Source organism: Streptomyces sp. NPDC001137, from assembly GCF_040298885.1.
Lineage (GTDB): Bacteria > Actinomycetota > Actinomycetes > Streptomycetales > Streptomycetaceae > Streptomyces.
In genome coordinates this window covers 134,029-148,409 of sequence record NZ_JBEPBA010000014.1, presented here as the reverse complement: position 1 = coordinate 148,409, position 14,381 = coordinate 134,029, and the positions used below count along the sequence as shown (strand labels likewise).

Annotated in this window: 11 protein-coding genes and 1 pseudogene; 5 read left to right on the top strand and 7 right to left on the bottom strand. The window is 70.8% G+C overall.

The window, feature by feature from the left end:
• Positions 1–33 precede the first annotated feature (33 nt).
• The 3 genes from ABT254_RS26855 to ABT254_RS26845 are packed head-to-tail and all read left to right on the top strand — an operon-like array spanning position 34 to position 2,249.
• On the top strand, positions 34–831 hold the full coding sequence (locus ABT254_RS26855) for a sugar phosphate isomerase/epimerase family protein (RefSeq protein ID WP_351475256.1): 798 nt from the start codon (positions 34–36) through the stop codon (positions 829–831).
• A 54-nt stretch (positions 832–885) separates the two neighbouring features.
• A complete protein-coding gene (locus ABT254_RS26850; protein WP_351475031.1) occupies positions 886–1,437 on the top strand; it encodes a hypothetical protein in 552 nt (183 codons plus the stop codon).
• Positions 1,434–2,249 carry an MOSC domain-containing protein gene (locus tag ABT254_RS26845; RefSeq protein ID WP_351475028.1) on the top strand — a complete coding sequence of 272 codons (816 nt, stop codon included), beginning with the start codon at positions 1,434–1,436 and terminating at the stop codon, positions 2,247–2,249. Before ABT254_RS26850 ends, ABT254_RS26845 begins: the two co-directional genes overlap by 4 nt.
• Before the next feature lie 12 nt (positions 2,250–2,261).
• Here the strand turns inward: ABT254_RS26845 and ABT254_RS26840 are convergent, their stop codons facing one another.
• From ABT254_RS26840 to ABT254_RS26810, 7 genes and pseudogenes are all read right to left on the bottom strand, one after another.
• Positions 2,262–3,695 carry a hypothetical protein gene (locus ABT254_RS26840; RefSeq protein ID WP_351475025.1) on the bottom strand — a complete coding sequence of 478 codons (1,434 nt, stop codon included), beginning with the start codon at positions 3,693–3,695 and terminating at the stop codon, positions 2,262–2,264.
• Between the two features lie 73 nt (positions 3,696–3,768).
• A pseudogene (locus ABT254_RS26835) lies at positions 3,769–4,035 on the bottom strand (EsaB/YukD family protein); the annotation flags it as partial.
• Positions 4,036–4,312: 277 nt separating this feature from the next.
• A complete protein-coding gene (gene rbsD / locus ABT254_RS26830; protein ID WP_351475022.1) occupies positions 4,313–4,702 on the bottom strand; it encodes a D-ribose pyranase in 390 nt (129 codons plus the stop codon).
• Entirely contained in the window at positions 4,699–5,601 is a 903-nt protein-coding gene (locus ABT254_RS26825) for a ribokinase (RefSeq protein ID WP_351475019.1), read from the bottom strand. The genes rbsD and ABT254_RS26825 overlap by 4 nt, the downstream gene beginning before the upstream one ends.
• A 134-nt stretch (positions 5,602–5,735) precedes the next feature.
• Entirely contained in the window at positions 5,736–7,688 is a 1,953-nt protein-coding gene (locus ABT254_RS26820; protein ID WP_351475016.1) for an ABC transporter permease/substrate-binding protein, read from the bottom strand.
• Positions 7,678–9,207 (bottom strand): sugar ABC transporter ATP-binding protein, encoded by a 1,530-nt coding sequence (locus ABT254_RS26815; protein WP_351475013.1) that lies wholly within the window; start codon positions 9,205–9,207, stop codon positions 7,678–7,680. The genes ABT254_RS26820 and ABT254_RS26815 overlap by 11 nt, the downstream gene beginning before the upstream one ends.
• Positions 9,204–10,220, bottom strand: a complete 1,017-nt coding sequence (locus ABT254_RS26810; RefSeq protein WP_351475010.1) for a LacI family DNA-binding transcriptional regulator — start codon at positions 10,218–10,220, stop codon at positions 9,204–9,206. Before ABT254_RS26810 ends, ABT254_RS26815 begins: the two co-directional genes overlap by 4 nt.
• A gap of 128 nt (positions 10,221–10,348) precedes the next feature.
• Here ABT254_RS26810 and recD2 point away from each other — a divergent pair, with 128 nt between their 5' ends.
• A complete protein-coding gene (gene recD2 / locus ABT254_RS26805) occupies positions 10,349–12,613 on the top strand; it encodes an SF1B family DNA helicase RecD2 (RefSeq protein ID WP_351475007.1) in 2,265 nt (754 codons plus the stop codon).
• A 261-nt stretch (positions 12,614–12,874) separates the two neighbouring features.
• Entirely contained in the window at positions 12,875–14,164 is a 1,290-nt protein-coding gene (locus ABT254_RS26800; RefSeq protein ID WP_030934849.1) for a citrate synthase, read from the top strand.
• The last annotated feature ends 217 nt before the right edge of the window (positions 14,165–14,381 follow it).

Sequence of the window (14,381 nt, the reverse complement as noted above, 5' to 3'; positions counted from 1 at the left end):
ACCGGCGACCTCTCCCGCTTCTCCATCAACCAGATGACGGTGAAGCAGCTGTCGATGCCCGAACTGGTCGACGCCTGCCTGGAGCTGGGCGTGCCGGGTGTGGGCCTGTGGCGCGAACCGGTCCAGTCCCACGGTGTGGAGGCGACGGCGAAGCTGATCCGCGACGCGGGTCTGACCGTCACCACCCTCTGCCGCGGCGGCTTCTTCACGGCGATCGACCCGGCCGAGCGCGCGGCCGCCCTCGAGGACAACCGGCGCGCGATCGACGAGGCGGCCACCCTGGGAACGGACACGCTGGTGCTGGTCTCCGGCGGCCTCCCGGCGGGTTCCAAGGACCTGCACGGCGCCCGGGAGCGCATCGCGGACGCGCTCGGCGAACTGGGCCCCTACGCGGAGCGGCACGGCGTACGGCTGGCGATCGAGCCGCTGCACCCGATGTACGCCGCCGACCGCTGTGTGGTCTCGACGCTCACCCAGGCGCTCGACCTCGCGGAACGCTTCCCTGCCCACCAGGTCGGCGTCACCGTCGACACGTACCACATCTGGTGGGACGACAACGCGCCCGCGCAGATCGCCCGCGCGGGTGCGGGCGGCCGTATCCACACCTTCCAGCTCGCCGACTGGACCACGCCGTTGCCGGAGGGCGTGCTCAACGGCCGCGGGCAGATCGGGGACGGCTCGATCGACATGCGGGAGTGGAAGGGGTACGTGGAGGCGGCCGGATACACCGGGCCCATCGAGGTCGAACTCTTCAACGACGCGTTGTGGGCACGGGACGGCCGGGAGGTGCTGGCGGAGACGGCCGCACGGTTCGTGGAGCACGCCGCCTGACCGCACGGGAACAACTCGCTGGAACCGCACAGAGGTTCGTGTAAATGTGATCTCGTGAGCGAGAGCCTCGGACCACTGGAACAGGTCGACGGCCGCTGGGCGTTGGGGGACGCCCGGCGGCCGGGCCGTGCACGGGTGGAGTTCCGCCCGGACGGCCTGCACGCCATCGCGCGGGATTCCGGGGCGGAGGTGGTTCCCTGGGCCAGGATCATGCTGGGCTTTCGCATCACCCTGGGCGGCCGCTACCCGAACCGCGACGTCTACACCCAGATGGGTGTCCTGGGCGGCCTGCCCGGCCCCTTCAAGGGACGCGGCGGCGGCTATCTGCACATGACGGTGCGCCACCCGTACGAGGACCGGCAGCTGTTCTTCGACCGCCATCCCCGCTGGTACCGGACGAAGGACACCCTGATCCTGCAGTCCGTGATGACACGACTGGTCGAGGACGGCGAGCTGCACCGGCTCGGCGACGCCGACTGGACGGCCCGTGTGGTCGAGCGCCTGTCGACGTTCGACGGCTGGGCGACGAGCGGGGCACTGCGCCGGGCGGCGGCGCAGGCGGTGGAGGCGGCGGGGCCGTCGAGTGCCGGGGCGGGATCGGCGTGAGGCGGGCCACGGTCGTCGCGCTGTACCGCTACCCGGTGAAGTCGATGCTCGGCGAGCCGCTCGAAGCCGTCGAGATCACCGAGCGCGGGCTGAGCGGCGACCGCCGGTTCGCGCTGCTGGACGAGGAGACGGGCAAGGTCGCCAGCGCGAAGGCCCCGCGTCTGTGGCGCGAGTTGCTCAGGTGCGCCGCGACCCTCACCGAGGCCGGGCCGCGCGTCACCGGACCGGACGGCACCGAGATGCCCACGGACGCCGCCCTCTCGGCCCTCGTCGGCCGCAAGGTCAGGCTGACCGACGTACCCCCGCCCGCCGGCACCCTGGACCGCTCCCGTCCCGAGCAGGTCCTGGCGGCCGGGCAGGAGGCCGAAGTGGAAGCGGACACCGTCCAGTTCGGCTCGGCCGCCCCACCGGGCACCTTCTTCGACTTCGCGCCGGTGCACGTCATCACGACGTCAACACTGAGGAGGATCGCGGAACTGAGCCCCCGGGGCACGGCGCAGGCCCAGCGCTACCGCCCCAATGTGGTCATCGACACGGACGAGGCCGAAGCCTTCGCGGAACACACCTGGGCCGGCCGGCAACTGCACATCGCCGACGGCCCGATCCTCCGCGTCATCGCCTCGACACCCCGCTGCGCGATCCCGACTCTCGCCCACGGTGACCTCCCCCGCGACCCGGACGCCCTGCGCGTCCTCGCCCACCACAACCGCGTACCCGCCCTGCCCGGCCGGCCGCCCGAGCCGTGTGCCGGGGTGTATGCGCAGGTGGTGCGGGACGGGTGGGTGCGGGAAGGGGATGTCATACGGTTCTGAAGCCGCCGGCGGTCATTGCGCGCGCACCGCACGGTGCAGCGCCTCGGCCGCCAGCCGCATGGCCGAGTCCTGGGCGGCCCGGCCGAGCAGATCCGTGCGGATGGGGCCGCCGCCGGCCAGATGCCGGTCGTAGGGCAGGACGACGACGGGAACGCCCGTCTCCTTCAGGTGAGCGGTGGCGGCCTTCACGTCGAGGATCATGTCGGGGGAACCCGCGGTGAGCGCCACCACGGTCGTCGAGAGCGCGGAGTGCGGCAACTGCCCGAGCCAGTCGAGGACTTGGCGGGTCCCGCCGACACCCTCCGCGGTCATGGGCGCGACGACCACCCGGGCGTGGGCGGTGTCCATCGCCGTCCGGGCGACGTCGCCGGGCAGCGTCTCGCAGTCGACCACCGTCACGGAGAAGTAGCGCCGCAGGGCGAGCGTCACGGTGCGGTACGTCCGTACGTCCAAGGGGGCGCCGACCTTGCCCTGGCTCCCGGGCAGCAGCCAGCCGCCGTCGGCCACGGGCACCAAGTACCCGGTGACATGGGTGAGTTGCATGGCGGGCGTCAGGATCCGGGCGAGGTCGCCGCACGACCACCGCACCGACTCCGCACCCATCCGCACCGGCAGCGTGCCCAGCGCGGCGTCCGCCTCCAGCGTGAGCACCGGGTCGTGCCGGTAGTGGTTGAAGGTACGGCCGAGCAGCGCGGCAACGGTCGACTTGCCGACGCCCCCGCGGATCGAGGTCACGGCGATGACCCGTCCGGTACCCACCGGCTGCTGCAACTCCCGCGCGATCCGCGTCTGTTCGCCCACGTCCTGCGAGACGGAGGTGGCCAGCCGACGCAGGGTCCGCCCGGTCCGGTGGGCGAGCGAATCCCCATGCTGGGGGCGGCCGAGAGCGAGGGCCAGCCGGGGGTCGAGGGTGGGGAGGCTTTCGGGGGTGGAGACGGGGGCCGAAGGGGGAGCGGGGGCGGGGACGTGGGATCGGGGCCGGGTTGTGGCCGTGCGGGACGTGGCGGGGGCGGGGTGTTGGGTCTGGGCCGGGGCGTCCGTGGCCCGCGTGGGGGCGCTGGCCTGCTCCATGCGTTGCGGGGCGGGGGCGGGTGTCCCGGGCTCCGGTGGGGCGGGGTGTGCGGGGACGGTGATGGTGGGTGGAGCAGGGGGCGGGGTGGGGCCGACCGTGGGGTGTGCGGGTGGGGCGGGCGCGGTGGCCGCAGGTAGCGGATCGGCCGACGGGCCGGCCTGTGCCCCGCCAGGGGACGGGTACTCGTCCCGTACCGAGTGCACAAGACGCAGGGTGGGCTCGCCGCCGGGTGCGGGAAGAGCCGGGTCCGCTGCCACGACGGTTTCGCCCGAGGGCGCCGAAGCCCGCGGCTGCTCCGCCGGCTCGAGCTGGAACAGCGCATCGCGCCGCCAGTCGTCGCGGTCGTCCTGCGACTCCTGCTCCCCGTGAACCATGCCGTACCGTCCCCTAAGCGAGGGTGCCGAGCAGCCGCCCGTACACGCCGAAGACACCGATGAGCAGCGGAAGCAGCACGGCACCGTCGCGGACCCCGGCGGACTCAAGGCTGTTGTCATCACCGAGCACGGACCCGTCCGCGGTCACGAGATGCCGCAACCCGGGCCGCTCACTGGCCCGGTCGTCCAGCACTCGCAGAATCTCGGGCAACAAGGCCCCGACCGGCTCACGGGCCGGCAACACGAGTTCGACCCGACGCCGCTCCCCGACCAGCGTGACGCGACTCAGAACGACTGCGGACCCATCGGCCGCCGCACGACTCAAGGCCCCCGCAGACATCACGCATTCGAACCTATCACCGGGCGGATACCGAGCCGGCGGACGTACCGACCCCCGCCCGAACACTGCACGGAACCTCCCTACGACCGCTGCACGGAGCGCCCATACGCGCGGCGAAAAAAATTCTGAAGACGCCGTGCAACCCTTTCCCCACCCCGCGGGTCGTACTTGGCATCAGGACTTCTCGGAGGGGGATCTGGGGGGATCGCGGGGGTTCTGATGTTGGAGGGGAAAAGCCGAGGGGGCCCGGTCGACGGACCGGGCCCCCTCGAATCTTCTAGAAGAAGACCCCGCAGCGCAGCAGCACATTCGCATACGGCCGCGCCTCGCCGGTGCGCACGATCAGCCGTGCGTGGGCCGACAGCTCCTTGAGGTGCTCGTGCGGGACCAGTTCCAGCTCGGGGAACTCGCTCTCCAGCAGGCCGGCGACCGCCGGGTTCGCCTCCCGCATCTCCTTCGCCGCCGTGGCCCCCTCCACCACCAGCTCGGCCAGCAGGCCGTCCAGCACCACGGCGAAGGACGGTACCCCGGCCCGGAAGGCGAGGTCGACCACCCTCGGCCCGTCCGGTATCGGCATGCCCGCATCGCACACGAGCACCCCGTCCCCGTGGCCCAGCTCCGCCAGCGCGCCGGAGAGATGACGGTTCAGGATTCCCGCCTTCTTCACAGGGCGTCGACCTCCTCGGCCGTCGGGAAGGACACCTGAGCGCCCTCCTTGGTGACGGCGGCCGCGCCCACCCGGGCCGCGTACGCCGCGGCCTCCGCGAGGGACGCCCCCGACCCCAGCCGATACGCCAGCGCCGCCGTGAACGCGTCGCCCGCACCCGTCGTGTCCACCGCGTCCACCTTCACCGAAGGCACCCGTGTCACCCCGGCCGACGAGGCCACCAGCGCGCCCTCCGCGCCCAGGGTGACCACGACCGAGCGCGGGCCCTTGGCGAGCAGCAGGCGCGCCCAGTCCTCCGGGCGGTCCGAGACATATGCGTCGCCGAGGACCACCTTCGCCTCGTGCTCGTTGACGATCAGCGGGTCGCAGGCCGCCAGTACCTCGGGCGGCAGCGGCCGCGGCGGGGACGGGTTCAGTACGAAGCGGTTGTCCGGCGCCAGATTCCGTACCACCTCCACGACGGACTCCAGCGGGATCTCCAGCTGGGTCGAGACCACCCGCGAGGCCAGGAACAGGCTCGCGGCGGTCCGGACGTCCTGCGGGGTCAGCCGTCCGTTCGCGCCCGGCGACACCACGATGCTGTTGTCCCCGGAGGGGTCGACGGTGATGAGCGCGACCCCCGTCGGCGCCCCGCCCACCAGCACCCCCACCGTGTCGACGCCGGCCGCCCGCTGCGAGTCGAGGAGCAGCCTGCCGTACGCGTCGTCGCCGACCCGGGCCAGCAGGACCGTACGGGCCCCGAGACGGGCGGCGGCCACGGCCTGGTTCGCGCCCTTGCCGCCCGGGTGGACGGCCAGGTCGGAGCCGAGCACCGTCTCGCCGGCGCCCGGCCGCCGCTCGACGCCGATCACCAGGTCGGCGTTGGCGGACCCCACGACCAGCAGGTCGTAGTCGTACATCAAATGACTCCCCTGAGAGATGACGAGAGATGACGTGGGGCGGGCCGTCGTCGCCACCGGACAGCCGCCCGAACAACCCCCCGGCTGCTCGGCGGCAACGACCGCCCGCCCGTTCCCCTGTACTGGTCGCGTCGTCAGCCGCTGAAGCCGGCCACGTTCTCCTTCGTGACCACCTTCACCGGCACCATCACCGATTTCGTGACCTTCTTGCCCTCGGCGACCCGCACTGCGTTCTGTACCGCGATTCTGCCGAGTTCCGTCGGCTGCTGGGCCACCGACGCGTAAAGCGTGCCCGCCTTGACGGCGCCGAGGCCGTCGGGGGTGCCGTCGAAGCCGATGACGGCGACCGACTTGCCGGCCTTGCTCCCCAGGGCCTTGATCGCACCGAGGGCCATCTCGTCGTTCTCCGCGAAGACGCCGTCGATGTCGGGGTGAGCCTGCAGGAGGTTCGTCATCACGTCGAGGCCCTTGGTGCGGTCCCAGTCGGCGGGCTGCTCGGCGACGACCTTGATGCCCGGGTAGGCCTTGAGGCCCGCGGTGAAGCCCGCGCCGCGCTCGCGGCTGGCGGAAGTGCCCGCCTGGCCCTGCAGCACCACGATGGTGCCCTTGCCGCCGAGCCGGTCCGCGAGGGACTTGGCGGCGAGCCTGCCACCGGTGACGTTGTCGGAGGCGACGAGCGCGGCGGTGTCCGCGTTGTTGACGGCCCGGTCTACGGCGACGAGCGGGATACCCGACTTGTTCACGGCCTTCGCCGCCGGTGTCACGGCGTCGGAGTCCACCGCGTTGACGATGATCGTGCCGAGGCCCTCGCTGGTGAAGTTCTGCAGCTGGTTGGCCTGCTGGGAGGCGTCGTTCTGCGCGTCGGTGACGGTCAGCTCGACGCCCAGTTTCCTCGCCTCCTGCTGTGCTCCGGCGCGGATCTGCACGAAGAAGGGGTTGTTGAGGGTCGACAGGGCCAGCCCGATCTTCTGGTCCTTCGCCGCCGATGTACCGCTGTGCAGGAACGACATGGCTCCGACGACGGCCGCCGCGACCACGGCCGCGAGCACGTACGTCACGGCCTGCCTGCCCTTGCCGCCGCCCGCCGTACCGGCCGCCACCGGCGTCGCCCCGGCCTTGCGCCGCACCGTGTCGAGCAGCACCGCCAGCGCGATCACGACACCGATGACGACCTGCTGCCAGAAGGCGGACACGGACAGGAGGTTGAGGCCGTTGCGCAGCACCGCCAGGATCAGCGCGCCGATCAGCGTGCCGGACGCCTTGCCGGTGCCGCCGGCCAGCGAGGCGCCGCCGATGACGACCGCCGCGATCGCGTCCAGCTCGTAGCCCTGCGCTGCCTGCGGCTGCGCGGAGGACAGCCGGGCGGCGAGCACGATGCCCGCGGCCGCCGCGAATAGCCCGGAGAAGGCGTAGATCGCCAGCTTCTGCCTCTTCACCCGCAGGCCGGACAGGCGCGCCGCCTCCTCGTTGCCGCCGATCGCGTACATCGAGCGGCCGATGTATGTACGGCCCAGCACGAACGCCGTGATCAGGCCCATGACGACCATGATCAGGACCGGCACCGGCAGCCATCCGCCGAGCGTGTCGCCGAGGTGCGAGACCGAGCCGGGGAAGGCGATGGGGGAGCCCTGCGAGATCACCAGGGACAGACCGCGGCCCACCGACAGCATGGCGAGCGTCGCGATGAACGGCGGCAGCTTGCCGTACGAGATCAGGAAGCCGTTCACCAGTCCGCAGACGATGCCCGTCGCGACCGCCAGCAGGACGGCCACGGCGACCGGCAGGCCCTGTGAAGTGGCGCTCCAGGCAAGCACGGTGGCGGAGAGCGCGGCCACCGAGCCGACCGACAGGTCGATGCCCGCCGAGACGATCACGAAGGTGACGCCGAAGGCGAGGATGGCGGTCACGGCCGCCTGGACGCCGACGTTCAGCAGGTTGTCCGCCGTCAGGAAGTCGCCGGACAGCGCCGACATCGCGACGACGAGGACGATCAGCGCGGTCAGCGCGCCGTTGTCGAGCAGGAGGCGGCGCAGGCCGCCCGTCGCGCCACTCGCGCCCGTCGCTCTCTTGAGCGTGTCAGTGGCCACGGGAGGCCTCCGTTTCGGTCTTCTGGTTCGTGGGGTTGCTTACGGCGAGCGCCATCACGGCGTCCTGGGTGGCCTCGTCGGCGGCGAGTTCGCCCGCGATCCGGCCCTGGGCCATCACCAGCACCCGGTCACTCATGCCGAGGACCTCAGGGAGATCGCTGGAGATCATCAGTACGGCGGCGCCCGCGGCCGTGAGTTCATTGATCAGCCGGTAGATCTCGACCTTGGCGCCGACGTCGATGCCGCGCGTCGGCTCGTCGAGGATCAGCACCCTGGTGTCGGCGAGGAGCCATTTGCCGATGACGACCTTCTGCTGGTTGCCGCCGGACAAGGTCCGTACGGGCTGGCCGAGTCCGGCCATCCGCACGCCGAGCCGCCCCGCGACGCGGGCGGCGGCCTCGCGCCGGCCCTTGAGATCGACGAGCCCCGCGCGCGTGGTCTTCCGCAGCGTCACCAGGCCGAGGTTCTCCTCGACGGACGCGTCGAGGACCAGGCCCTGGCCCTTGCGGTCCTCGGGGATCAGCCCGATGCCGGCCGCCATGGCCGCGTTCACGTCGCCCCGCCGCACCTCGGCCCCGGCGACCTTCACGGCGCCCTCGTCGTACGGATCGGCGCCGAACACGGCCCGCACGACCTCCGTACGACCGGCCCCGACCAGGCCCGCGATGCCGACGACCTCACCGGCGTGCACCTGGAAGCTGACGTCGTGGAAGACACCGTCGCGGGTGAGTCCCTCGACGGTCAGCAACGCGGCGCCCGCGCCGGCCCGTTCACGCGGGTACTGCTGCTCGATCGAGCGGCCCACCATGAGGCGTACGAGCTCGTCCTCGGGCGTGCCGGCGGGGACCTCCCCGACGCTCCTCCCGTCCCGGATCACGGTGACGCGGTCGCCCAGGGCGGCGATCTCCTCCAGGTGATGCGTGATGAAGACGATCCCGACGCCGTCCTCGCGCAGCTTGCGCACGATCGCGAAGAGCCTGTCGACCTCCTCGGAGGTGAGCACGGCGGTCGGCTCGTCCATGATCAGCACCCGTGCGTCCAGACTGAGCGCCTTCGCGATCTCGACCATCTGAAGGCGTGCGATGCCGAGTTCGCGTACACGCGCGCGTGGCGGCACGTTCACGCCCACGCGCGCGAGGAGGACTTCGGCGTCCGCCTCCATCGTCCTGCGGTCGATCATCCCGAAGCGGCGCGGCTGCCGCCCCAGGAAGATGTTCTCGGCGACCGTGAGGTCGGGGACGAGGTTGAACTCCTGGTGGATGGTGGCGATCCCGAGGCGCTCGGAGTCCTGCGCACCATGGATGCGCACCTCCTCGCCGCCGACGAGGATCCGCCCGGCGTCGGGGGTGTGGGCACCGGAGAGCATCTTGATCAGCGTGCTCTTGCCCGCGCCGTTCTCACCGAGCAGCACATGGACCTCGCCCCGGCGCAGGTCGAAGTCGACGCCGTCCAGCGCGACCACGCCCGGGAAGGCCTTCCGTATGCCCTCGATGCGCAGCAACTCGTCCGGGTTGCTCACAAGTGGCTCCTGTTCTCAGCGGGGTGCTCGCCGCACGAGCGGCGTACGACGAGACGGGCGGCGAGGGTGACGGACCGCGCGGGCCGCCCCTCGATGCGGTCGACCAGGGCCCGTACGGCGGCCCGGCCCAGCTCGCCCGTGGGCTGGGCGACCGCGGTGATCGGGGGATCGGTGTGCACGAACCACGGGATGTCGTCGAAGGCGGCCAGCGCGAGGTCCTCGGGAATGTGCAGCCCACGCGCGCGTACGGCGTCCAGCGCGCCGAGCGCCATCAGGTTGTCGGCGGCGAACACGGCCTCGGGCGGCTCGGGCAGGTCGAGGAAGCCCTCGGTGACCCGGCGCCCGCTCTCGGCCTGGAAGTCGCCCTGCCCGATGTAGGCCTCGGGGAGTTCGAGGCCGTACGCGCCGAGCGCCTCCCGGAAGGCCTCCACCCGCTCCCGTCCGGTGGTGGTCGCCGCGGGGCCCGCGATGATGGCGAGCCTGCGGTGCCCCAGCCCGTGCAGATGCGCCACGAGGTCCCGCACGGCGCCCCGCCCGTCCGACCGCACCACCGGCACCTCGACGCCCGGGATCCACCGGTCCACGAACACCATCGGCGTCCCCGCGCGCGCGGCGTCCAGCATGAGCGGCGAACCGCCGTCGGTGGGGGAGACCAGCAGCCCGTCGATACGGCGGTCCAGCAGGTTGCGGACGTGGTGGTCCTGAAGGTCGGGCCGCTCGTCGGCGTTGCCGATGATGACGCTGTAGCCGAGCGCGCGGGCCTCCTCCTCGACGGAGCGGGCCAGTTCGGTGAAGTAGGGGTTCATCACGTCGCTGATGACCAGGCCGAGGGTGTGGGTCTGGTCCGTGCGCAGGGAGCGGGCGACGGCGTTCGGGCGGTAGCCCAGGGCTTCGACGGCGGCCAGCACGCGCGTGCGTGCGTCCGCGCTGACCGACGGGTGGTCGTTCAGGACCCGCGAGACCGTGGCGACGGACACGCCCGCCTCGGCAGCGACGTCCTTGATGCTCGCCATCGCCGCTCCACCTCCTTGTGGAATCGATTACACGGAGGATTGGAATCGATTACACGGCGATTGATCAAGCCCTCAACCACCTCCCGAAACCGGATCGTGATGTCAGACCCCCGCTGTAGCGTCGGATCATGTCCAATCAGGCGGGGAGTACCGCACAGCCGGGCGAGCGGCGGCTCGCCGTGGTCGAGGGCGTCCTGGAGCGGATCACATACGCCAACGAGGAGAACGGCTACACGGTCGCCCGGGTCGACACCGGCAGAGGAGCCGGCGACCTCCTCACGGTCGTCGGCGCGCTGCTCGGTGCCCAGGTCGGCGAATCACTGCGCATGGAAGGCCGTTGGGGCTCCCACCCGCAGTACGGAAAGCAGTTCACGGTGGAGAACTACACGACGGTGCTCCCGGCCACCGTCCAGGGCATCCGCCGCTATCTCGGCTCGGGGCTGGTCAAGGGCATCGGCCCTGTCTTCGCCGACCGCATCACCCAGCACTTCGGCCTGGACACCCTGCAGATCATCGAGGAAGAGCCCAAGCGCCTCATCGAGGTCCCCGGCCTCGGCCCCAAGCGCACCAAGAAGATCGCCGACGCCTGGGAGGAGCAGAAGGCGATCAAGGAGGTCATGCTCTTCCTCCAGACCGTCGAGGTGTCCACCTCGATCGCCGTGCGCATCTACAAGAAGTACGGCGACGCCTCGATCTCCGTCGTCAAGAACCAGCCGTACCGCCTCGCCGCCGACGTGTGGGGCATCGGCTTCCTCACCGCCGACAAGATCGCCCAGTCCGTAGGCATCCCGCACGACAGCCCGGAGCGCGTCAAGGCAGGCCTCCAGTACGCACTGTCGCAGGCCACCGACCAGGGCAACTGCTACCTCCCCGAGGAACAGCTGATCGCCGACGCCGTGAAGCTGCTGCAGGTCGACACCGGCCTGGTCATCGAGTGCCTCGCCGAACTCGCCCAGCAGCCCGAGGACGGCGAGGACCCCGGTGTCGTACGGGAGAAGGTGCCGGGCCCGGACGGCGGGGACCCGGTGACGGCCGTGTATCTCGTCCCCTTCCACCGCGCCGAACTCTCCCTCTCCGCCCAGCTGTTGCGCCTGCTGCGCACCGACGAGGACCGGATGCCCGGCTTCCACGACGTGGCCTGGGACAAGGCGCTGGCCTGGCTGAAGGACCGTACGGGCGCCGAGCTCGCGCCCGAGCAGGAGGCCGCCGTCAAGCTGGCGCTGACCCGGAAGGTCGCCGTGCTGACCGGCGGCCCCGGCTGCGGCAAGTCCTTCACGGTCCGCTCGATCGTGGAGCTGGCCCGCGCCAAGAAGGCGAGGGTGGTCCTGGCCGCCCCCACGGGCCGCGCCGCCAAACGCCTGGCGGAGCTCACCGGGGCCGAGGCCTCCACGGTCCACCGCCTGCTGGAGCTGAAGCCCGGCGGTGACGCGGCGTACGACAAGGACCGCCCGCTCGACGCGGACCTGGTGGTCGTCGACGAGGCCTCCATGCTGGACCTGCTGCTCGCCAACAAGCTGGTGAAGGCGGTCCCGCCGGGCGCCCACCTCCTCTTCGTCGGGGACGTCGACCAACTGCCCAGCGTGGGCGCCGGCGAGGTGCTCCACGACCTGCTCGCCGACGGCAGCCCGATCCCCGCCGTGCGCCTGACGCGCGTGTTCCGCCAGGCCCAGCAGTCGGGGGTGGTGACGAACGCGCACCGGATCAACTCCGGGCAGCACCCGGTCACCGACGGCATGAAGGACTTCTTCCTCTTCGTCGAGGACGACACGGAGGAGGCGGGGCGGCTCACGGTGGATGTGGCGGCCCGTCGGATTCCGGCCAAGTTCGGGCTCGACCCCCGCCGGGACGTGCAGGTCCTCGCGCCCATGCACCGCGGCCCCGCCGGCGCCGGCACGCTCAACGGCCTGCTCCAGCAGGCCATCACCCCGGGCCGCCCCGACGTACCGGAGAAGCGGTTCGGCGGCCGGGTCTTCCGGGTCGGCGACAAGGTCACCCAGATTCGCAACAATTACGAGAAGGGCAAGAACGGTGTCTTCAACGGCACCGTCGGCGTGGTCACCTCGCTGGACCCGGTCGACCAGCGCCTGACGGTGCTGACGGACGAGGACGAGGAGGTCGCGTACGAGTTCGACGAACTGGACGAGCTGGCCCACGCGTACGCCGTCACCATTCACCGCTCCCAGGGGAGTGAATATCCCGCCGTGGTGATCCCCGTCACCACCGGAGCCTGGATGATGCTGCAGCGGAACCTGCTGTACACCGCGGTGACCCGGGCCAAGAAGCTGGTCGTCCTGGTCGGTTCGCGCAAGGCGATCGGCCAGGCGGTGCGCACGGTGTCGGCCGGGAGACGCTGCACGGCACTCGACTTCCGGCTCTCCCCGAGAGCCCTGTGAGAGCCCCCGCGACCCTTGTGCGGGCCGCCGGGCCGGGTTTGAGACAGGCATCACGAAAAATGATCGATCAAATGAGTCGTGAAGGTCACATAGCACTTCCGGATGGGGAATCAAGGGGGCAGGATGAGCAAGTTGACGGCACTCAGTGCCGTCGATAGGCCCGATGGTCGACCCCGAGTGCACTCTCCTGAGCCAATTGGGGGAAGGTAGAGACAGTCAGGGCAACCTCGAAGATGAGGCACTACGTCGGTGAGGGAAGACGTGAGCGACAACTCTGTAGTACTGCGGTACGGCGACGGCGAGTACACCTACCCGGTGATCGACAGCACCGTCGGCGACAAGGGCTTCGACATCGGGAAGCTGCGTGCCCAGACCGGGCTGGTGACCCTGGACAGCGGTTACGGGAACACCGCCGCCTATAAATCCGCGATCACCTACCTCGACGGCGAGGCGGGCATCCTGCGGTACCGCGGCTACCCGATCGAGCAGCTGGCGGAGCGCTCCACCTTCCTGGAGGTCGCCTACCTGCTGATCAACGGCGAGCTCCCGACCGTCGACGAGCTCTCCGTGTTCAAGAACGACATCACGCAGCACACCCTGCTGCACGAGGACGTCAAGAACTTCTACAAGGGCTTCCCGCGCGACGCCCACCCGATGGCCATGCTGTCCTCGGTCGTCTCGGCGCTGTCCACGTTCTACCAGGACAGCCACAACCCGTTCGACGAGAAGCAGCGCAACCTCTCGACGATCCGCCTGCTCGCCAAGCTCCCGACGATCGCGGCGTACGCGTACAAGAAGTCGATCGGCCACCCGTTCGTCTACCCGCGCAACGACCTCGGCTACGTCGAGAACTTCCTGCGCATGACCTTCTCGGTCCCGGCGCAGGAGTACGACCTCGACCCGGTCGTCGTCGCCGCCCTGGACAAGCTGCTGATCCTGCACGCGGACCACGAGCAGAACTGTTCGACGTCCACGGTCCGCCTGGTCGGCTCCTCGCAGGCGAACATGTTCGCGTCGATCTCGGCCGGCATCAACGCCCTGTGGGGCCCGCTGCACGGCGGCGCCAACCAGTCCGTCCTGGAGATGCTCGAGGGCATCCAGGCCAACGGCGGCGATGTCGACTCCTTCATCCGCAAGGTGAAGAACAAGGAGGACGGCGTCCGCCTGATGGGCTTCGGCCACCGGGTGTACAAGTCCTTCGACCCGCGCGCGAAGATCATCAAGGCGGCGGCGCACGACGTCCTCTCGGCCCTCGGCAAGTCCGACGAGCTGCTGGACATCGCGCTCAAGCTGGAGGAGCACGCGCTCTCGGACGACTACTTCGTCCAGCGCAACCTCTACCCGAACGTGGACTTCTACACCGGCCTGATCTACCGCGCCATGGGCTTCCCGACCGAGATGTTCACGGTCCTGTTCGCCCTCGGCCGCCTCCCGGGCTGGATCGCCCAGTGGCACGAGATGATCAAGGAGCCGGGCTCCCGCATCGGCCGCCCGCGCCAGATCTACACGGGTGTGGTGGAAAGGGACTTCGTCCCGGTCGAGGAGCGCTGATACGCCGCCGGTGACGGGGCCCGACCTGCTTTTAAGGGGCGCGGAGCCGCATCGATTTGCGGCTCCGCCGCGTGGGCGCGACAAGCCCCCACCGGCCTTCAGCCGAACGACGACCTGAGGACCCCAGTCCCCCCGGCTGAATCCGCGAAGCGAAAGGCGCCCTGGCGCCGGTCCCCCCACGGGCCGACGTCCAGGGCGCCTTCCCATGTCCCGGTGC

What these genes read in the sequence shown, in the direction of transcription:
- ABT254_RS26855 (WP_351475256.1), top strand. Translation starts at nt 34, where the DNA reads ATGACGGTGAAGCAGCTGTCGATGCCCGAACTGGTCGACGCCTGCCTG.
- ABT254_RS26810 (WP_351475010.1), bottom strand. Translation starts at nt 10,220, where the DNA reads ATGGCGAGCATCAAGGACGTCGCTGCCGAGGCGGGCGTGTCCGTCGCC.
- ABT254_RS26840 (WP_351475025.1), bottom strand. Translation starts at nt 3,695, where the DNA reads ATGGTTCACGGGGAGCAGGAGTCGCAGGACGACCGCGACGACTGGCGG.
- ABT254_RS26825 (WP_351475019.1), bottom strand. Translation starts at nt 5,601, where the DNA reads ATGTACGACTACGACCTGCTGGTCGTGGGGTCCGCCAACGCCGACCTG.
- recD2 (WP_351475007.1), top strand. Translation starts at nt 10,349, where the DNA reads ATGTCCAATCAGGCGGGGAGTACCGCACAGCCGGGCGAGCGGCGGCTC.